Annotated in this window: 12 protein-coding genes and 9 pseudogenes; 15 read left to right on the forward strand and 6 right to left on the reverse strand. The window is 53.8% G+C overall.

Annotated features, from left to right (window positions below; genetic code table 11):
- Position 1: 1 nt before the first annotated feature.
- Positions 2-1,000, forward strand: coding sequence for an endoglucanase (locus LCD46_23125; protein UOY73053.1), 999 nt, complete (start codon positions 2-4; stop codon positions 998-1,000).
- A gap of 126 nt (positions 1,001-1,126) precedes the next feature.
- Here the strand turns inward: LCD46_23125 and LCD46_23130 are convergent.
- Positions 1,127-1,216, reverse strand: a pseudogene (locus LCD46_23130) (cellulose biosynthesis protein BcsG).
- A 30-nt stretch (positions 1,217-1,246) separates the two neighbouring features.
- On the opposite strand from LCD46_23130, the pseudogene LCD46_23135 reads away from it, so the two are divergent.
- Positions 1,247-1,519, forward strand: a pseudogene (locus LCD46_23135) (DsbA family protein).
- Here LCD46_23135 and LCD46_23140 read toward each other — a convergent pair.
- Positions 1,511-1,753: pseudogene (locus LCD46_23140) on the reverse strand (IS3 family transposase). The pseudogenes LCD46_23135 and LCD46_23140 sit on opposite strands and share 9 nt — an antisense overlap.
- Before the next feature lie 64 nt (positions 1,754-1,817).
- Between LCD46_23140 and LCD46_23145 the strand changes: the two are divergent.
- A complete protein-coding gene (locus LCD46_23145) occupies positions 1,818-2,969 on the forward strand; it encodes an IS30 family transposase (protein UOY73054.1) in 1,152 nt (383 codons plus the stop codon).
- Between the two features lie 12 nt (positions 2,970-2,981).
- Here LCD46_23145 and LCD46_23150 read toward each other — a convergent pair.
- Positions 2,982-3,239 (reverse strand): annotated as a pseudogene (locus tag LCD46_23150) (transposase).
- A 361-nt stretch (positions 3,240-3,600) separates the two neighbouring features.
- Here LCD46_23150 and LCD46_23155 point away from each other — a divergent pair.
- The 12 genes and pseudogenes from LCD46_23155 (at position 3,601) to LCD46_23210 (ending at position 15,136) form a co-directional block, all read left to right on the forward strand.
- Positions 3,601-3,702, forward strand: a pseudogene (locus LCD46_23155) (integrase).
- Positions 3,703-3,986: 284 nt separating this feature from the next.
- The gene (locus tag LCD46_23160; protein UOY73055.1) at positions 3,987-5,114 is read left to right on the forward strand and encodes a transporter substrate-binding protein; all 1,128 of its coding nucleotides are present in this window, start codon (positions 3,987-3,989) and stop codon (positions 5,112-5,114) included.
- Positions 5,111-5,704 (forward strand): ANTAR domain-containing protein, encoded by a 594-nt coding sequence (locus LCD46_23165; GenBank protein UOY73056.1) that lies wholly within the window; start codon positions 5,111-5,113, stop codon positions 5,702-5,704. The genes LCD46_23160 and LCD46_23165 overlap by 4 nt, the downstream gene beginning before the upstream one ends.
- The gene (locus LCD46_23170) at positions 5,701-6,549 is read left to right on the forward strand and encodes an ABC transporter permease (protein UOY73057.1); all 849 of its coding nucleotides are present in this window, start codon (positions 5,701-5,703) and stop codon (positions 6,547-6,549) included. The genes LCD46_23165 and LCD46_23170 overlap by 4 nt, the downstream gene beginning before the upstream one ends.
- Complete coding sequence (locus LCD46_23175; GenBank protein UOY73058.1) at positions 6,549-7,469, forward strand: ABC transporter permease; 921 nt, start codon at positions 6,549-6,551, stop codon at positions 7,467-7,469. Before LCD46_23170 ends, LCD46_23175 begins: the two co-directional genes overlap by 1 nt.
- Before the next feature lie 12 nt (positions 7,470-7,481).
- Positions 7,482-9,086, forward strand: coding sequence for an ABC transporter substrate-binding protein (locus tag LCD46_23180; protein ID UOY73152.1), 1,605 nt, complete (start codon positions 7,482-7,484; stop codon positions 9,084-9,086).
- A 44-nt stretch (positions 9,087-9,130) separates the two neighbouring features.
- Positions 9,131-10,078: an acetamidase/formamidase family protein gene (locus LCD46_23185; GenBank protein UOY73059.1), complete on the forward strand. Its 948-nt coding sequence runs from the start codon at positions 9,131-9,133 to the stop codon at positions 10,076-10,078.
- A 7-nt stretch (positions 10,079-10,085) separates the two neighbouring features.
- Positions 10,086-11,819 carry an ABC transporter ATP-binding protein gene (locus LCD46_23190; protein UOY73060.1) on the forward strand — a complete coding sequence of 578 codons (1,734 nt, stop codon included), beginning with the start codon at positions 10,086-10,088 and terminating at the stop codon, positions 11,817-11,819.
- A 232-nt stretch (positions 11,820-12,051) separates the two neighbouring features.
- Complete coding sequence (locus tag LCD46_23195; protein ID UOY73153.1) at positions 12,052-12,369, forward strand: creatininase family protein; 318 nt, start codon at positions 12,052-12,054, stop codon at positions 12,367-12,369.
- Positions 12,370-13,060: 691 nt separating this feature from the next.
- A pseudogene (locus LCD46_23200) lies at positions 13,061-13,562 on the forward strand (DUF2913 family protein).
- A gap of 168 nt (positions 13,563-13,730) precedes the next feature.
- A complete protein-coding gene (locus LCD46_23205) occupies positions 13,731-14,699 on the forward strand; it encodes an IS5 family transposase (GenBank protein UOY73061.1) in 969 nt (322 codons plus the stop codon).
- A 56-nt stretch (positions 14,700-14,755) separates the two neighbouring features.
- Positions 14,756-15,136, forward strand: a pseudogene (locus tag LCD46_23210) (integrase core domain-containing protein).
- A gap of 43 nt (positions 15,137-15,179) precedes the next feature.
- Here the strand turns inward: LCD46_23210 and LCD46_23215 are convergent.
- The 3 genes and pseudogenes from LCD46_23215 to LCD46_23225 all read right to left on the reverse strand — a co-directional run bounded on the left by LCD46_23215 (position 15,180) and on the right by LCD46_23225 (position 19,959).
- Positions 15,180-16,130 (reverse strand): annotated as a pseudogene (locus LCD46_23215) (transposase).
- A gap of 132 nt (positions 16,131-16,262) precedes the next feature.
- Positions 16,263-16,616, reverse strand: a pseudogene (locus tag LCD46_23220) (response regulator).
- Positions 16,579-19,959 carry a response regulator gene (locus tag LCD46_23225; protein ID UOY73062.1) on the reverse strand — a complete coding sequence of 1,127 codons (3,381 nt, stop codon included), beginning with the start codon at positions 19,957-19,959 and terminating at the stop codon, positions 16,579-16,581. The pseudogene LCD46_23220 and the gene LCD46_23225 overlap by 38 nt, the downstream one beginning before the upstream one ends.
- Positions 19,960-19,983 lie beyond the last annotated feature (24 nt).

Here is a 19,983-nt window from a genome sequence, read left to right on the forward strand (position 1 = left end):
TATGTTTAAACGCGTTTTCGCCATGATGGTGATGATGGTTAGTGTGCTTTTTTCCTCGTTTTCACAGGCGGGACAGGCCTGGGAAGCGTACAAAGCGCGCTTTCTGATGACGGATGGCCGTATTGTTGATACCGGCAATAAAAACGTCTCTCACACGGAAGGCCAGGGTTTCGCCATGCTGATGGCGGTGGCCAGCAATGATAAAGCGGCGTTTGACCGCATCTGGGGATGGACAGATAAGACGCTCAGGAACAAGGACAATGGTCTGTTCTACTGGCGTTTTAATCCCGTCGAGCCGGATCCGATTGCCGATAAGAATGACGCAACGGATGGCGATGCGTTAATTGCATGGGCGTTGTTAAAAGCCAGTCAGCGCTGGAATGATAACAGCTATGCCACCGCATCGGATGCCATTACCCAGGCGATGATTAAACATACGGTGATCAATTATGCGGGTTATCGGGTGATGCTGCCGGGGGCGAAGGGGTTCAATCTCAACAGTTATGTGAACCTGAACCCGTCCTATTTTATCTTCCCGGCATGGAAAGCGTTCGCCAACCGTAGCCATCTGGTGGTCTGGAATGATCTGATCCGTGATAGCACTACACTGCTTGGCAAAATGGGCTGGGGTCAATCGCATTTGCCTACCGACTGGGTATCACTGTCGGCGGATGGCAAACTGAGCCCTGCTAAAGAGTGGCCGCCGCGCATGAGTTTCGACGCCATTCGTATTCCGTTGTATCTCTCATGGTGGAACCCGCAAAGTTCGCTGCTGACGCCGTGGCGCAACTGGTGGCAGGGTTATGATCGTAGCCGCACCCCGGCCTGGGTGAACGTTACAACCAACGATACCGCCCCGTACAATATGAATGGCGGTTTGCTGGCGGTACGTGATTTGACGATGGGTCAAACGTCTGGCGAGCCGCAAATCAACGCACAGGATGATTATTATTCTGCCAGTCTGAAAATGTTGGTCTGGCTGGCACAGCAGCAACAGTAATTTTCCGCTTTTCCTGGTGATATCTCCTCACCCTCTCCCTTGAGGGGTGAGGAATCCCCACAAAAATGCGAGCACGAACGGTCCCCTCTCCTCTTTGGGGAGAGGGCCAGGGCGAGGGGAAATAACCTACTGCGGATAGGGCACCCAGTCGCCGCCGTTCAGCCGAACATACGGCTTATTCTGGTACTGAATCACCACGGCGTTAGCATTTTCTGAAATCCCCCTTTTAACCATGAGAATCAGACAATGAAAGCAAAAAAATTAGCCGCATTAATAGTTACAACATACATTAGCTTTATTTCAACGGCACACGCTTCAGCACCTCAGCCGGTATTCAGCCCGGAGCAGGAAGCTCGTATCGGCGAAATCGCTGCCGACTATCTGGTATCTCACCCGGAGATTCTGGTGACCGTCAGTAATAAGCTGCAGGAACAGCAGGAAACACGTAAGCAGAAGATGTTTGCACTCAACGTCATGGAGAATCAGGCGAACCTTCTGCATGATCCGGACACCCCGGCTTGCCATTGTGGCGATGCTTCTTGCTCCGGCAGAGCCGTGGCTGATGCCATGCAGTTCAAGTACCTGGCTGCGTAATACAGCCCGTCTGCCGTCTGGCTTTTCAGGACGGTTTTTCCAGTATTTGTAGCTGCTGCGATGAACCCCGAACACATGGCAGAGAGTGGCCACAGGATAACGCGCCCTGAGTTTCCCGATTATCGAGAACTGTTCAGGGAGTCTGACATCAAGAGCGCGGTTGTAGATTCAATTGGTCAACGCAACAGTCATGTGAAAACATGTAGTTGCGGAGGATTGTTGGATGAGACGGACATTTACAGCAAAGGAAAAAACATCTGTTTTTGAACTGTGGAAGAACGGAAAAGGCTTCAGTGAGATAGCTAATATCCTGGGTTCGAAACCAGGAACCATCTTCACGATGTTAAGAGATACTGGCGGCATAAAACCCAATGAGCGCAAGCGAGCTGTTGCTCACCTGACGCTGTCTGAGCGCGAGGAAATACGAGCCGGTCTGTCAGCTAAAATGAGCATTCGAGCCATCGCTACAATGCTGAATCGTAGCCCTTCGACAATCTCACGTGAAGTCCAGCGTAATCGTGGCAGGCGCTATTACAAAGCCGTTGATGCGAATAACCGGGCCAACAGGATGGCTAAAAGACCAAAACCGTGCTTACTGGATCAGAATATGCCGTTGCGAGAGCTTGTTCTGGAAAAGCTTGAGATGAAGTGGTCCCCAGAGCAAATATCAGGATGGTTAAGGCGAGCGAAACCGCGTCAAAAAACACTACGAATATCACCTGAGACAATTTATAAGACGCTTTACTTTCGTAGTCGTGAAGCGCTACACCACCTGAACGTACAGCATCTGCGCCGATCGCACAGCCTCCGTCATGGCAGGCGCCATACTCGCAAAGGTGAAAGAGGCACTATCAACATAGTGAACGGAACGCCAATCCACGAACGTTCCCGGCATATCGATAACAGACGCTCTCTGGGACACTGGGAAGGCGATTTAGTCTCGGGTACAAAAAACTCTCATATAGCCACACTTGTAGACCGAAAATCACGTTATACGATCATCCTGAGACTCAGGGGCAAAGACGCTTTATCAGTGAATCAGGCTCTTACAGATAAATTCCTGAGCCTACCACCTGAACTCCGGCGATCACTGACATGGGACAGAGGAATGGAGCTGGCCAGACATCTGGAATTTACTGACAGCACAGGAGTTAAAGTTTACTTCTGCGATCCTCAGAGCCCCTGGCAGCGGGGAACAAACGAGAACACTAATGGGCTAATCCGACAGTACTTTCCCAAAAAGACATGCCTTGCCCAATATACTCAGCATGAGCTGGATCAGGTTGCAGCTCAGCTAAACAACAGACCGAGAAAGACACTGAAGTTCAAAACACCTAAAGAGATAATTGAAAGGGGTGTTGCGTTGACAGATTGAATCTACAGTAGCCTTTTTTAATATTTCATTTTCCATTTCAATACGTTGTAGCTTTTTCCTGAGCTCACGGATTTCAATTTGTTCCGGGGTAATGGGGGAGGCTTTTGGTGTTTTGCCCTGCCGTTCATCACGTAATTGTTTCACCCATCGCGTCATTGTGGAAAGGCCGACATCCATAGCGCTGGCTGCATCTGCCACGGTGTAGTTCTGGTCAACGACCAGTTGAGCGGATTCGCGTTTAAACTCTGCGCTGAAATTTCTTTTTTTCATTATGACACCTGTGTTGTTCTGAGGTGAGCATATCACCTCTGTTCAGGTGGCCAAATTCAGTAAACCACTTCATCTGACGACGGATTGCCTCCCTTTACCTCGGTGCATAGCCCTCTTCCGCCAGTGTTTTCATATGAATGGACTAGGAAATAAATTATGCTGACTCATTATTTCTGGCCATAAAGGTTCTGGCAGTGCCATCTTTCGGGTCAACAAAGGTAATATCTTCAGGATCACGACGAGGGCTGGCCAATGACAGAAATATTACGGGTTCTTCAAGAAGGGTTGGTAATGCATGGACAACATTACGCTCGAAAAAAAGCACGTGGCCGGGGGCAAATTCGGCTTCGTCACGAGGATCTTCCATCCAGAGCGTCCCCATGAATCCCTGAATAACCTGACGCCGGAGGATCACCTGCTGATGGCTGAAAAACCGGAACTCTCAAAAAGTGCGTGGAACTAAAACAGGTGTGCATTACTCCACCTCATGTTGAAGAGACCAGACTGCATCAGAAAATTGCACCATAACTGAGCAAGCCGCATCCCATTGGTGCAAAAGTGTCTCCAAAAATAAATAATCCATTGATTTAACTGTGCTTTAAAAATGGCATGAATTTTTCATGTCGGGTATATGCAAGCAGGGGCAACCCTTAAGCCTTGAATCCATTAAATATCGACAGGTAATGAAGCCTGATTGTCCTAATAAGGACAATCAGGCTTTTTTATTAATGCAGAGAGCAAACATACGTGCAAACTATTGATATTGGAATTTTGCTTTCCACAGAAGGTACCTACAGCCACCTGGCGAACAGCACACTGCTTGGTGCGCGCCATGCCTTAGAGGAAATCAATGCCGATCCTGCTTATCCTTTTCAGCTGCGGGCCCGACATATCAACCCTGCGGGTGAACTCGCAGCCTACAGTGAAGCGGTGAGCACCTTTATCGCTCACGGCATCCGCCATATCTTCGGAACCATTACCTCTGCCAGTCGGAAGGAGATTATCCCGGACCTGGAGCAGCATAACCTGCTGCTGTGGTATGGCTGTCCTTACGAGGGGTTCGAGAGCTGCGAGCAGGTCGTATATCTGGGCGGTTGTCCGAACCAGACTCTGCTGCCACTCCTGCGGCTGGCGCTGGATATGTTCGGAAATCGCTCCTGGCTGATCGGCTCTAACTACGTCTGGGGCTGGGAAAGCAATCGTATCGCCCGTGAGGTAGTGGAAGGTTCCGGCGGTACGGTGGTGGGCGAAAAATATCTGCACCTGAGAAACAGCAACGTGACCGAGTTGATTGAGGCGATTCTCAGCACAGAGGTAGATTTTGTGCTCAATAACCTGGTAGGCGAAACCTCTTATGCGTTTCTGCGCGCACTGGACGAGGCCTGTCTTCGCGATCGGCGGACGTTAGCGGTGCTCAGCTGTAATTTTACCGAAGCCGAAGTCGCCGAAGTCGCGCCACTAAGGGCGGTACGTTTGCTTTCCTGCGGACCGTTTTTTGAGAGCGTCGATCTCGATTTTTGCGCGCGGCAGCACCTGCAACATGGCGTACAGCGCATCTCCCACTACTATATCGGCGGCTGGCGGGCAGTAAGGCTGTTTGCCAATAGCCTGCGCGAGGCCGGAAACAGCGAGCCGGGTGCGGTGCTGGCGGCACTGCATCGTCAGCACGACGTTGATTCTCCGGGCGCTCGCTCAGTAATGGCTCGAAACAACCACGCCTGTTTGCCCTGCTACATCGCTGAGTTGCAACAAACTTGCTTTCAGATACTGCATCGCGAACCGCTGCCGGTTATGCCCGATCCCTATCTCTCCGCGACCGAGCTACGTGAAAGCCGAACGGTTGCAGCCAGACCTGCTCTGAGGATTGTTAAATGAAAACGCTGCTGTCCCCGGATTTAGATGCTCAGCCGCTCCTGCTGGTAGACTGTGAAGCAAGGAGTCGCGAAGCGCTGGAAAAAAACCTGACGCGGATGGGTATCCGCTGGCATCACCTGACCGGAGATGAGGCTTTACCTCCTCTCACCCCCTGTGCAGTACTGGTGGAACTGGAGGCATTCGCCAGCCCGCTAACCCTGAGCCAGATCAATCTGGCGGGAATACCGGTGATCGCGCTGACCTCACATGAGGGACTTTACCAGGTACAGCGCGCGCTGGAGTTAGGGGCAACAGCGCTCCTTACCAAGCCTATTACACAGCGAGCCATCTATACCACCCTGATGATGGCAGTGGGGCTGCGTCAGCAGTTGCATGACATTCAACAGCAACAGATGCTACTGCGCCAGCGTCTGGCAGCAATGCCGCAGATTACCCAAGCTCTGGCGGCCCAGATGCAAGCGGAAAGTATTGATGAACAACAGGCATGGGTTCGCCTGCGCTCGGAATCAATGTGTACGAACCAGTCGGTGGCACAGGTGGCGCAGAAGTGGCTGCTACGAATGTCGTCCGGCAAGCGGGGAGCACAATGAATAGAGTCGGATATTTTCTGCGCCGGCCAGCCCTGCTGCTCTCGCTGCTGTTTATTCTCCTGGTGGTGATGAGCGCGCTGTTTGCCCCCTGGCTCACCCCCTTCGATCCCGATGAACAGTTTGTCGAGGGACTGAGCCTGGAAGGCGCACCGCTTTCTCCCAACAGCACTTACTGGCTGGGAACCGATCTGCTGGGACGCGATCTCTTCTCGCGTTTAATTTACGGAGCTCGTACTTCGTTACTCATCGGTGTTGTCGCCAACGGCACTGCAGTACTGATCGGCGTCCTGGTAGGGCTTAGCGCAGGTTATCTGCAGGGGCGTATCGGAGGGCTGCTGATGCGCTTTACCGATCTGATGATGGCGTTTCCCGCACTGCTGCTGGCGATTGCCCTGGCGGCGATTTTCCAGCCAAGTGTCTGGATCGTGTCCCTGGTGATCGCCATGGTGAACTGGGTGCAGATCGCCAGGGTTATCTACGCCGAAACTAGCGCGCTTAGCGCCCGCGACTTTATCGCCGTGGAACGCACCCTGGGGGCCGGAACGTTGCGTATTCTCGGCGTGCATTTAATTCCACATCTGGCGCCAACGGTGCTGGTCTGGGCCACACTAGGCATCTCCACCACAGTCCTGCTGGAAGCTACTCTATCGTTCCTCGGGGTGGGGGTACAGCCGCCAACGCCGAGTTGGGGCAACATCATCTTTGAAAGCCAGAGCTATTTTACTTCGGCTCCCTGGCTGGTGTTCTTTCCCGGCGCGGCGATTGTGCTGCTGTCGCTCTCTTTCAATATCGCTGGTGACGCCCTGCGCGACGCCCTCGATCCCGGCTTAAAAGGACGAAACTAATGCTATTTCTGGGAAAACGTCTGTTGCATGCCGGGCTGATCCTGCTTGGCGTTACGTTGATCTGCTATTTGCTGCTGTTTATGTTGCCCGCCGATCCAGCGCGCCAAATCGCCGGGCGCAGTGCCACGCCGGAAGTAGTCGAAAACATCCGCCATCAGTTGGGGTTGGATCTGCCGTTTTATCAGCAATATTGGCGTTATCTGCAGGGGCTGCTGCACGGCGATCTGGGACGCTCGTTTATTCAGCGCAGCGAAGTGAGTGAACTGGTTTCCGCCCGTATCGGGCCGTCACTGCAGCTGATGGCGGCGGGTATTCTCTGCGAGTTGGTACTGGGGATCGCCCTCGGCACCCTGGCGGCGTTAAAACGCGGCGGGCTGGCGGACCGGCTTCTGATGGCGCTCTCCTTTATCGGTGTTTCGGCGCCGCAGTTCATCGCCGCGATGCTTTTTCTCTATCTTTTCGCCGTGGTACTCAACTGGTTCCCGATGGGAGGCTATGGCGGCTTCAGCCATCTGGCGCTACCGGCGCTAACCCTCGGCCTGCTCGGCAGCGGCTGGTATTCACGCATGTTGCGCTCGTCGATGATTGAGGTGCTGCATCAGGATTTTATCCGTACCGCGCGGGCCAAAGGGCTGGGCCGAACCCGCGTACTGCTGCGTCACGTGCTGCCGAATGCCGTGCTGCCGCTAATTCCGATGATAGGCATTGATATCGGCATTTTTATGGGCGGACTGGTGGTAGTCGAATCGGTCTTTGGCTGGCCGGGTATCGGTCAGCTGGCCTGGCAGGCGATTCAACAGGTGGATATCCCGGTGATTGTCGGGGTAACCACCGTGTCAGCGGTTGCCATTGTTGGCGGCAACCTTATTGCGGATCTGGTGCTGCCGTGGGTCGATCCGCGCATTGATGTCAAAAAGTAGCAGGGGAAGATGATGAAAAATGCGTTATTGACAATGGCGGTGGCCGCGGCCTGTTTCTCTTATGGCGCGCAGGCTGACGAGAAGACCGGCGGCGATATCGTGGTGACCTACCAGAACGACGTGGCGACCCTCGATCCGGCCATTGGCTATGACTGGCAAAACTGGTCGATGATCAAAAGCCTGTTCGACGGCCTGATGGACTATCGTCCCGGCACCACCGAGTTGGTGAACGACCTGGCGGAGAGCTACGCCATTTCCGAGGACGGCAAGGTCTACACCTTTGTGCTACGCAAAGGGGTGAAATTCCACAACGGCCGCGAGGTCACGGCGGCGGACGTGAAATATTCTCTGGAACGCACAGTCAACCCGAAAACCCAAAGTCCGGGCGCCGGGTTCTTCAGTCCCATCGCGGGCTATGACGAGGAGGCCAGCGGTAAAAGCACGACCCTGAGCGGTATCGAGGTCGTCGACGATCATACGGTAAAAATCACTCTGAAAGAGCCCAACGCCACCTTCCTGCATGTGCTGGCGCTGAACTTTGCCTCGGTGGTTCCCCGTGAGGAGGTGGAGAAATGGGGCGCCGACTTCGGCAAGCATCCGGTCGGCAGCGGCGCGTTTGAGCTCCAGGAGTGGAAGCTGGGCCAGGAGCTGATCTTCCGCAAAAACCCGAACTACTTTAAAGCCGGCGTGCCGCGGCTGGATCACATAAAGTTCGAAATGGGACAGGATCCCTCGGTCGCTCTGCTGCGGCTGGAAAAAGGCGAAGTGGATATTGCCGGCGACGGCGTACCGCCCGCACAGTTTCTGTCGTTTAAAAACAACCCGGCCTATAAGGGCCTGATGGTCACCGGCGACCAGTTGCAGACCGGCTACGTGACGATGAAAACCACGCTGCCGCCTTTCGATAATCTCAAAGTCCGCCAGGCGGTGAACATGGCGGTCAACAAAGATCGCATCGTGCGCATCATTAATGGACGCGCGGCGCCGGCCAACCAGCCACTGCCACCCGCCATGCCCGGTTATGACAAGGCATATCAGGGTTTCAGCTACGACCCGGCAAAAGCGAAGCAACTGCTCAGCGAAGCGGGTTTCCCCAACGGTTTTGCTACCGAACTGTACGTGATGAATACCGATCCGCAGCCGCGTATCGCCCAGTCTATCCAGCAGGATCTGGCCAAAGTGGGCATCCACGCCAGCATCAAATCCCTGGCGCAGGCGAATGTGATTGCGGCGGGCGGCTCCGCCAGCCAAGCGCCGATGGTCTGGTCCGGCGGCATGGCGTGGATCGCCGATTTCCCGGATCCCTCCAACTTCTATGGCCCGATCCTCGGCTGCGCCGGGGCGGTAGAGGGCGGCTGGAACTGGGCGCGCTACTGCAACAAAGCGCTGGACGCGCAGGCGGCCGCGGCGGACAGCATGGTGAAACCCGACCAGCAGGACGCGCGCATTGAAGCCTGGCGCAAAATCTTCATCACTGCAATGGATGACGCGCCCTGGGTGCCGGTATTCAACGAGAAGCGCTACACCGTACATTCCGCACGCATGGGGGGCGAGGACGCTCTGTATGTCGATCCAGTGCATGTACCAGTCAACTACGACTATATCGGACTGAAATAATTTGATGGCGCCGGGATGGCGCCGCTGCTTAAAGGAGAGTCAGGATGTGCCAAAATTGTCTGGTGAAGACCATTCATCATGCTCAACATCATTTCGGCTGGGATAACAGCCTGAGCCCGGTCCTGCACGTAGCTTCCGGCAGCCAACTGGAGTTTCACTGCCTGGATGCGGCTAACGGCTGGTTCAACGCCGGTTCTACCGCAGCGGATATCCCAACGCTGCCGTTTGATAAGCTCAACCCGGTCAGTGGCCCGGTCTATGTGGAAGGCGCTCAGCCGGGCGATGCGCTAAAGGTGACGCTGGAATCCTTTCGTCCCAGCGGCTTTGGCTGGACTGCGAATATCCCGGGCTTCGGCCTGCTGGCCGATCAGTTTTCTGATCCGGCGCTGACGCTGTGGCAATATGACCGCCAGGGCTTAACCCCCTGCGCCTTTGGCCGATATGGCCGCGTACCGCTGAAACCCTTCGCCGGTACCCTCGGCGTCGCTCCCGCCGCCGCGGGCCATCATTCGGTGGTGCCGCCGCGCCGCGTGGGCGGCAATCTGGATATTCGCGATCTGGCCGCTGGCTGCACATTATGGCTACCGGTGGAAGTAGAAGGCGCGTTGTTTTCTATTGGTGACACCCACGCCGCGCAGGGCGATGGTGAAGTCTGCGGCACGGCGATTGAAAGCGCGATGGACGTGGTGGTGAAGCTGGAAGTGGTTAAAGATATGCCGCTGAAAACGCCGCGTTTCGCCACCCCTGGCCCAGTGACCCAACATCTGGATCGGCACGGCTACAGCGCCTTCACCGGCATTGGCCCTGACCTGATGACCGCCGCCCGCGACGCGGTAAGCTATACCATCGATGCGCTGTGCCGCGAACAAGGGATGTCGGCGGAAGAGGCCTATATGCTCTGCTCCGTGTGCGGCGATCTGCGCATCAGCGAAATCGTCGATCGGCCTAACTGGGTGGTGTCGTTCTATTTTCCCAACAGCGTGTTTAATTAGGAGCGTTATGTCAGCAGTCCTATTTCCGGCGCCGCTGCTCTCGGTCGAGCGCCTGTCGATCCAGTTTGGTACACAGCGGGTGGTGGATGACGTCAGCTTTGCGCTCTGGCCGGGAAAAACTCTGTGCATTGCCGGCGAGTCGGGCAGCGGTAAATCGCTGACTTCGCTGGCGATCATGGGTTTGCTTCCGGAGGAGGCACAGATTCCAGGCGGCGCGATTATTTTTGATAACCAGGATTTGCTCAGCCTGCCGGAGCGGCAAATGCAGCTGCTGCGCGGCAAGTCGGTTGCCATGATTTTTCAGGAACCGATGACCTCGCTCAATCCGCTGATGACGGTGGGCCAGCAGCTGGAAGAGACGCTGCAACGCCACGAAGTGCTGGGCCGCCGTGAACGGCGCAGCCGGGTCAGCACGATGCTGGACGCGGTCAAAATCAGTCATGTGGAGAAGCGCCTGCAACAGTATCCGCACGAGCTTTCCGGCGGTATGCGCCAGCGGGTGATGATCGCCATGGCAATGCTGTGCCAGCCACAGGTGCTGATTGCCGATGAGCCGACTACGGCCCTCGACGTCACTATTCAGGCGCAGATCCTCGAGTTGATGCGCGAACTGCAGCAGGCGTTTTCCACCAGCCTGCTGTTGATCACCCACGATATGGGAGTGGTGGCAGAAATGGCCGATGATGTGCTGGTCATGAGTCACGGCAAAATCATGGAGCAGGCTCCGGCAAAAACGCTGTTTACCTCGCCGCAGGCGGCTTATACCCGCCAGCTGTTGCAGGCGGTACCGGTGCTGGGCCAGGCGCCCGCGCTGGCGCCGGTCGAGGCGACTCGACCGTTGCTCAGCGTCCGCGACCTCAGCGTGCGCTTTCCGGTGCGCGGCGACGGCCTGCGCGTGCGTCGCGAAGTCCATGCCGTCGATGGCGTCAGCTTCGATCTTTTCCCCGGCGAGACGTTGGGCATTGTCGGTGAAAGCGGCTGCGGTAAATCGACGACGGCAAAAGCGCTGATGAATATGGTGCCATTTAGCGGCAGCGCGCAGCTTAACGGACAGGAGCTGCACGGCCTGAAGGACGAGGCGTTAAGAGCGGTACGCCGCGATTTGCAGATGGTGTTTCAGGATCCCTGGGCGGCGCTCAATCCGCGCAAAACTATTTTCGACCTGGTTGGGGAGCCGCTGCTGATTCATGAGCAGATGCCCGCAGAACAGCGCACGGAGCGGGTGGTGCAGCTATTGCAGCAGGTCGGCCTGCCAGCGGAAGCGATGCGGCGTTATCCGCACCAGTTTTCCGGCGGCCAGCGCCAGCGCATTTGCATTGCCCGCGCGCTGGCGCTGAACCCGAAAGTGATCATCGCCGATGAATCGGTTTCCGCGCTGGATGTTTCAGTACAGGCGCAGGTGCTGACGCTGCTGGAAGATTTGCGTCAGCGCTATCGGCTCAGCTATCTGTTTATTTCCCATGATATGGCGGTGGTGGAGCGCATCTGCCACCGGGTAGCGGTGATGTTTGGCGGCCAGCTCGTGGAGATCGGCCCACGAGATCGAGTGTTGCACCATCCGCAGCATCCTTATACTCAGCACTTGCTCAGCGCCGTTCCTATACCTGACGTTCAGCAAAGACGGCAACCCCGAGCCACCAGCGCAATGCCGATAAGACCAGAACCGATCAAACCCATCGGCTATCAGAGAGTACCGCAGCGCTTTACCGATTTTGGCGACGGGCACCTCGTCGCCTGCTGAACAAAAAAGCATTCAAACCGGCGGATTTCCGCCGGTGGCAACACTGTTGCCACACAACTCGACGAAAGGCCATTAAACTGGAAAAGTTAGCACATAGCAGGACATAGAGCCGGTCTAAAATGCCCTAAATGCAACGTACCGTATCTTTTATTGTTAGACAAAACCGGAGGTAAACATGCTTAAACCGTCTTCTCCCTAGTGGTGTGATCTCACCACGCGGGAATTCAGTAAACTGGATATGGCGAATATCGTCGCCGTACTACCTATTTGCGCCGTAGAACAACACGGAGCTCATCTGCCGGTTCGGGTGTTTGCTGCCATTAATGCCAGCATTATTGAGCGAGCTGTAGAATTACTGCCTGCCAATTTACCGATGCTGGTGTTGGCCACTTTGCCTGTAGGTAAATCTGACGAACACCTAGCTTACCCTGACACACTTTCGTTGCCATATGATGTTCTGGGGAAAGTGTGTTTTGAAATGGCTAAAAGCGCCTGGCGCACAGGTATTCGCAAGATCGTTTTCTGGAATTCACAAGGCGGCCAGCCCTAATTGATGGAAATGGTTTGTCGCCAGCTGCGCATTGAATTGGAGATGTTTGCCGTCGGTGCCAGCTGCTTCCGCCCCAAGACCTCCGAGGTGTAAGGCGCGTTGAATATCGGGAAGAACCGGCCCGAGGCTCGTAATGGGGGCGCGCAGATTAGCGCCAATCAGCACAATGCTGACGTACAAGCCCCAGCGGGAAGTTGTCCTAGTGGGGTTGGAGGGGGAAAGCGCAGAAGACACGGCAACCTCATAACATCAACGAGCCACAAGTGACGTAGCCCTAGTGATGCGTTGGTTGACGTTAACGCTTACGCGAGATTCGGAAGATAGGAGACGGATCCGTATATCACCACATCCCTTAAAACCCGGCGATCAAACCAGCGCCGGACCGGAGTGTCCTTGACTACACCTCGCCCGAAAGGGCGAGATAGCGGGGTAGAGCTAACCAGGACAGGGGGCAAACGGGCAGAATTTATAGTCCGGTAACCGGCTACGTCGGGCTTTCGGCGCCATTTGACTCCACAGACGCATGTAACCTCATCTGGCGCCTCCATGCCGCAAAGCGGCATTCAGAAGACTGGCTGCGCACTGCTCGCCAGTCCGGACCTGATGTTCAGTCCAGGGGCTACGGTTCCGGATGAAACCCGCCTCCGGTTAAGATATATTCAGCTCCCAAAACAAAGGAAAAAACTCCCCAGTGAATCTGACAGAAAAATCAGCACATTTGGCGTGGTGCGCCTTGGTGGCGCTGGCGTTAGCCAGGCAAAACGGTGACGTTGTGTCACCGGTACAGGAAAATCTCTTTCTCACCCGCTGGCTGGCGACAGCACTGAAGCAACGTCGTTTTTCGCGTGACGTGGCCCCTGACATCGAGTGGCTTCTGAAACAGGGCCGACAGCTGGGCGTCAATGCTAAACTGGCCCGTAAGCTGAACTACCTCTGGCGTTCCAGCTCCGGGGAGTTGTCTGCGCAGAATGACCTGTTCCGGTTGACCCATGCTCTGGAAACGGCGAAAGATATGTGCTGGAACTACCGACTATGCAGTTACCCTGAATGACAGCATAAACGGCATTTATCTTTCACGCTCCAGTCTCGATGCTGCTTTTGATGACGATGGTCGACAGATAAATCCTTTGATAGGGGTCCGCTTGGAAAACGGAAAATATCCTACGTTAAGCCTGTTTTTTGAGCTGGCATGACGGGCAGTTGTGAGCGATAAGCAGACCTTCATTAAGCAAACGGAGGTTGATATTTTCCTGTTGAGGAAAAGTGCTTATCACTACTCATACTAAATTTTAGCCTTAGCGCATTTGGCTAAGAATGATACGGTCAAACGGCTTTGTTGAATAAATCGAACTTTTGCTGAGTTGAAGGATCAGATCACGCATCCTCCCGACAACACAGACCGTTCCGTGGCAAAGCAAAAGTTCAAAATCACCAACTGGCCCACCTACAACAAAGCCCTCATCAACCGTGGCTCCCTCCCTTTCTGGCTGGACGATGAAGCGATTCATGCCTGGTATGAGTCGGCAACGCCTTCATCACGGGGAAGACCTCAGCGTTATTCTGACCTTGCCATCACCACCGTCCTGATGATTAAACGCCTGTTCCGGCTGACCCTGCGGGCTGCGCAGGGTTTTATTGATTCCATTTTTGCCCTGATGAACGTTCCGTTGCGCTGCCCGGATTACAGCAGTGTCAGCAAGCGGGCAAAGTCGGTTAATGTCTGTTTCAAAACACCCACCCTGGGTGAAATCGCACACCTGGTGATTGATTCCACCGGACTGAAGGTTTTTGGTGAAGGCAAATGGAAAGTCAAAAATCACGGCAAAGAGCGCCGTCGTACCTGGCGGAAGCTGCATCTGGCCGTTGACAGCAGAACACATGAAGTCATCTGCGCGGACCTGTCTCTGAACAACGTCACGGACTCAGAAGCTTTCCCGGGTCTTATCCGGCAGACACACAGAAAAATCAGGGCAGCCGCAGCAGACGGCGCTTACGACACCCGACTCTGTCACGATGAACTGCGGCGCAAGAAAATCAGTGCCCTCATCCCGCCCCGAAAAGGAGCGGGTTACTGGCCCGTAGAGTACGCAGACCGTAACCGTGCAGTAGCGAATCAGCGGCTGACCGGGAGTAATGCCCGGTGGAAATGGACAACAGATTACAACCGTCGCTCGATAGCGGAGACGGCCATGTACAGGGTAAAGCAACTGTTCGGAGGTTCACTGACGCTGTGTGATTACGATGGTCAGGTAGCAGAGGCTTTGGGCATGGTGCGTGCGCTGAATAAAATAACGAAGGCTGGTATGCCAGAAAGCGTGCGTATTGCCTGAAAACCCGGTCAGCTACAGAGTCACTCGTCCTGAAGCTGATTTATTCAACAAAGCCTCAGATCACGCGTATTCTGGACAGCATTGCACTGTTCCGAGGCTATCCGGCGACGATAAGAACTGACCAGGGGCCGGAGTTCACTTGCCGCGCACTGGATCAATGGGCTTTTGAGCATGGTGTTGAGTTGCGCTTAATTCAGCCGGGTAAGCCAACGCAGAACGGATTTATTGAGAGCTTTAACGGACGATTTCGCGATGAATGCCTGAATGAGCACTGGTTCAGCGATATCGTTCACGCAAGGAAAATCATTAATGACTGGCGGCAGGATTATAACGAGTGTCGTCCACATTCAGCACTGAATTATCAGACGCCATCAGAGTTTGCAGCACGGTGGCGAAATGGAAAATGTGAAGGTAAACAAACCGACCTTACTAACTGACGGTTGTATCTAATCCTGGGGGCAGGTCACTCGCTGTACGCTTACGGAAGAACTTCTCCGGGATGTGCTGTTTCAGGCGCGCCACGATGTCCCTCTGCGTCAGCCTCTCTGTGGCCAGCTCGCCCGTGTTGTGGTCGTGGTAGCGAAAGCTCAGCGTGGCACTTCCGGCGTAGTGCGCCAGCCGGGAGCCCGCTATCGGCGGCTTTTTCAGGTAACGCCCCAGGTATTTCACGGTGTTTTTGCCACCGTCCGTCTTTTTTGACATGTAGACGTGCCAGTAGTCGCCTCCGGCCGTCAGTATCAGACTGCGCCATTGTGATTCGGTGGTGATATGTGACAGGGACGGCGGCAGGGCCACGCCTTCGAACTAGACGCTCAGCAGAAGCTGGCGGATATTCCACATCCAGCGGGCGCGCATGGCATCCTTACGGAAGCTGATTTTCTTCCACTTCCCGTGCTCATCGATACCGCCACAGGTGACGGAGACGTGGACATGAGGGTGCCAGTTCTGCCTGATAAAAATGTCAGGGCAGGTCTGCGCGAATACGCCTCATTGTCGCTACATTTTCTCCCTGGCATATAGCGAATTTATTGCCAACGCTGCCGCTGCGGTGCGATTGTCCACACTCAGCTTTGGAAATACAATTTCAAGGTGTTTATTCACGGTTCTGGGGCTAAGGTTTAAAATATCGCCAATTTCGCGGTTTGTTTTTCCCCTGGCAATCCACAGGAGGACTTCGGCTTCTCGTTGCGTCAGCCCTAGGTTGTTTTTCAGGCGTTTCACCGCTTCGACTTCTTCATGTCCTTTGATCTCTTCAATACGTAGCAAACTTTCTCCTTCAGCGGTCCGGCGTGAAAGATAGAATTTCAGAGCGATGCCTTGCGATGAAAGATCTAAGGGTATTTTTAAACCTTCCGTATTGTTCAGCCAACCGATGATCCGGTTTACTATTTTTTTATTGGGTTCATACCCGGTATCGCTGAAGTTTTTCATCAGTTGCCATGCATTGGGCGTGGCCCAGCGTAGTTGCCCCTCTTTGCTAAAAACACATAAGGTCTGGCCAACGGAATCCATCGCGCTATAGGCACTGACCGTTAATTTTGAGTTCCGCAAGTGGGTACGCATTCTGACAACCAGCTCTTCCGTGCGTATCGGCTTAATTACGTAATCGACCACCCCGGCATCAAATGCATCAACGATATTCTGCGTATCACTCAGGCCTGTCATGAAAATAATCGGGGTATGCCGCAGCCCCGGATTTTGCCGCAGGCGCTTACTGGTTGAAAACCCATCCAGATGCGGCATTACGGCATCAAGCAGAATGATATCCGGGGTTATCTGGCTGGTTATCGAAAGGGCTTGATTACCCTCCAGAGCGACCAGAACGGTAAAACCGGCTTCATCAAGCGTGTCATTCAACATACTTACCGTGTTGATATCATCATCGACGATAAGTACCGTCGGCTTTGCTATTGCCATTTTTCTCTCCCTCCGGGCGTTCAAGACTCTCGACTATCTCTTTGAATCGAAAGCGCCTCAGCAACTCGGCAAATTTTTCGCCCTCGGCTTTGCTGATCTGGTTAGCGGAAATATGTTTGTCCAGCAGTTCACGAAACCCTCTCACATAACCCAATCTGGCCATCTCTTTTAACGACTCAATCTGGACACGGGTAAGCTGCGAGCGTGGTTCATGTATTTCCGGCTGCTTTGGCGGCTGACATTCCGTGCGCCACTGGAGATGCAATATTTCACCGATGTTCTCCAGTAGTAAAGGGAAACGCAGCGGTTTAACCAGGTAGCGAACTTCCCCTTCGCCAGTGAAATGGCGGCATTTACCCTCATCCGCTTCCGCAGAAATCATAATTACCGGCGCTAATTGTCCCTTATTACGTAACTGACGTAGCAGTTCCCACCCCGACATTTCAGGCATTGCAACATCCAGAAGAAGAAGGTCGATATGATTTTGCCGGGCTAAATGTAGCGCGACATGACCATTTTCGGCTGTTAGCAGCGTGAAGCCTATGGGCGTGAGTAAATCCATCATCAGCTGCCGATGGGATTCATCATCGTCAACTACCAGCAGGGTGTGTCGCTTGCCTGGATATCCGGTGATTACCGCAGGCTCGGCGGGTTGGTAGGCATCCCCGCTATAGCTTGGCAGCATCAGGGTGAGTTTAAACGTTGTGCCTTCGCCACGGATGCTTTCCACCTGGAGATCGCCACCCATGATATAAGTCAGAAGCCGGGTAATCGTCAGCCCAAGGCCCGTCCCGATCCGACGACTATCGCCGGATACGCGTTCGAAAGGCTTAAAGATGCGTTCCAGGTTCTCAGGGGCGATGCCGATGCCGGTATCGTGAACCGAGAAAAACGCCACCTCGCTACGATACTGGAAATCGAGGGTTACACTGCCTCTGTCCGTGAATTTAACCGCATTAGAAAGCAGATTGATAAGAATTTGCCGGAGGCGTTTCTCATCCGTCATCACCGCCTCGGGCAGCCAGTGTGGGGCGTTGTAGTGAAATGTCAGTCCTTTATCGCTGGCCTGTTGTTCAAACATGGCGACCAGTTGCTGCACCAAATCGCCAATGCGCACTTCTTCACGATATATTTCTAATTTTCCCGCTTCAATTTTCGAAATATCCAGTAATCCCTCAATTAGATTAGCCAGATGCTCGCCGCTTCTGCGCATAATACCGATACCGCGCTGCCGGGCTGGGGGGATATCATCAGCACGTTCGAGTAATTGCGCATAACCCAGCATCGCATTGAGCGGCGTTCTGAGTTCATGAGTAATGCCGGTGAGATAGCGGCTTTTGGCCTGATTAGCATCGTCGGCATCTTCCTTTGCCTGCTGCAATTGCCGGTCCGTCGCTTCATGGGCAATAATTTCTTTCATCAGACGGTCGCTTTGCAGGCGCAATTCCTCTTGCGCAATCTGGCGACTTTTATTTGTCAGGACAAATAGCCAGGTGGTGACGCCGGTTACGATAAGCAGGATAAAAAAAACTTTCCATAACGCCGCGGCGAGAAGGTCCTGCTCGCTGCCGAATTCATCGCGCATCTGAGCGAAAACCAGCATCAAAAGCAGACCGATGACGGAACTGAATAACAGCAAAATGCTGATAAAACTCCACACTCTGGGATCAATTTTGCGTAATGATTTTTCTTTAATAAATATCCCGATAAGCTTTGAAGCCTGTTCCGTATAGCGCGCATGAGGTTTGCAAGTATCGTTGCACTGGACATCGAGAGAACAACATAGTGAGCAAATACTGCCCTGATAAAAAGGACAATAGCTCATCTCTGGTTTTTCAAAATAATTACCGCAGACACAGCATTCCGTTGCCGTGACCTGCACCGGCGTCCGGGAAAAATAGTAACGTCCGCGAGTCAGCCAGGCGATGAAGGGGGCGGTGATAAACGTCAGACACAACGATAACATTGAGGCAAAAACCTGTAGAGGATGACCAAGCCATCCCATCCAGGCTGAGAGACCGCAGAGCATGGCGAGCGTCATCGAACCGATGCCGACAGGATTGATATCGTAGAGATAGGCCCGGCGAAACTCTATTTCCGCGGGTCGTAATTTAAGCCACTTATTTAACGTGAGATCGGCAACCACGCTGCCAAGCCAGGATGTGGCCGCCACCGCATAAATGCCCAGGATATCCTCAAATACGCGATAAACGCCAAGTTCCATCAATAACAGAGCAATACCGACATTAAAAAACAGCCACACGACGCGCCCTGGATGACGATTGGTCAGGCGCAGGAAAAAATTAGACCATGCGATCGAGCCGGCATATGCATTGGTGACGTTAATTTTGAGCTGGGAGAGCACCACAAAAATACCGGTTAATGCCAGTAGCGTTGATGATGAATGGGTGACATAGCTAAATGCCACCAGATACATATGGGTGGGTTCGCTGGCCACTTCCGCGCCGAGTCCGTAATTAAACGCCAGCACGGCGAGGAAGGAGCCGAGCAGGATCTTGATGGCGCCGATGACAACCCACCCCGGACCTGCGGCAATTACTGCGCCATACCATCTCCAGCGGGCCGGATGTTGTGGCTTTGGTAAAAAACGAACCTGATCGACCTGCTCTCCCACTTGACTTACCAGTGAGAGCAGTACGGAACAGACGGCGCCGAGCTGAAGGAAATCGAAAGAACCATCGCGGGCTGTAATAAAACCAGGGAAGTCGATCCAGTTTTGCAGCACATGATGTTCACGTATTAAAATGAAAATAAAGGGTAATAGCTGTAGCGCCAGCCAGCAAAACTGGGTGAACTGCTGAAAACGGGAAATAAAAGTGAACCCCCAGGTGACGAGGGGAATAACAACAACGGAACCAATCAGATAACCAAAGTGCAATGGCAGGCCAAACAGCATATTAAGCGCCATCGCCATAATAGCGGCTTCCAGGGCGAAAAATATAAAGGTGAAAGAAGCATAGATTAACGAGGTCACCGTGGAACCAAGGTAGCCAAATCCGGCGCCGCGGGTCAGCAAATCAATATCCAGGCCGTTTTTTGCGGCATTAATGGCAATCGGCATTGATAGCGCAAAGATAATAATGCTAACTAAGATAACCGCCACCCCCACATAATTAAATCCATAGGTTAACGTCAGCGCGCCGCCAATGGCTTCAAGCGCCAAAAAGGTAATTGCGCTGAGCGCTGTCATAACAACTCGCTTTGCGCTCCAGCGTCGTGCCGAGACCGGCGTATAGCGGAGCGCAAAATCCTCGAGAGTCTGATTGGTCACCCACTGGTTGTAGCGTCTGCGCGATTTAAACGCCTTTTGCTGAACGGTCATTCACTGCTCCTGAAATGATAAAAA

The organism is Enterobacter ludwigii (genome assembly GCA_023023105.1).
Taxonomy (GTDB): domain Bacteria; phylum Pseudomonadota; class Gammaproteobacteria; order Enterobacterales; family Enterobacteriaceae; genus Enterobacter; species Enterobacter adelaidei.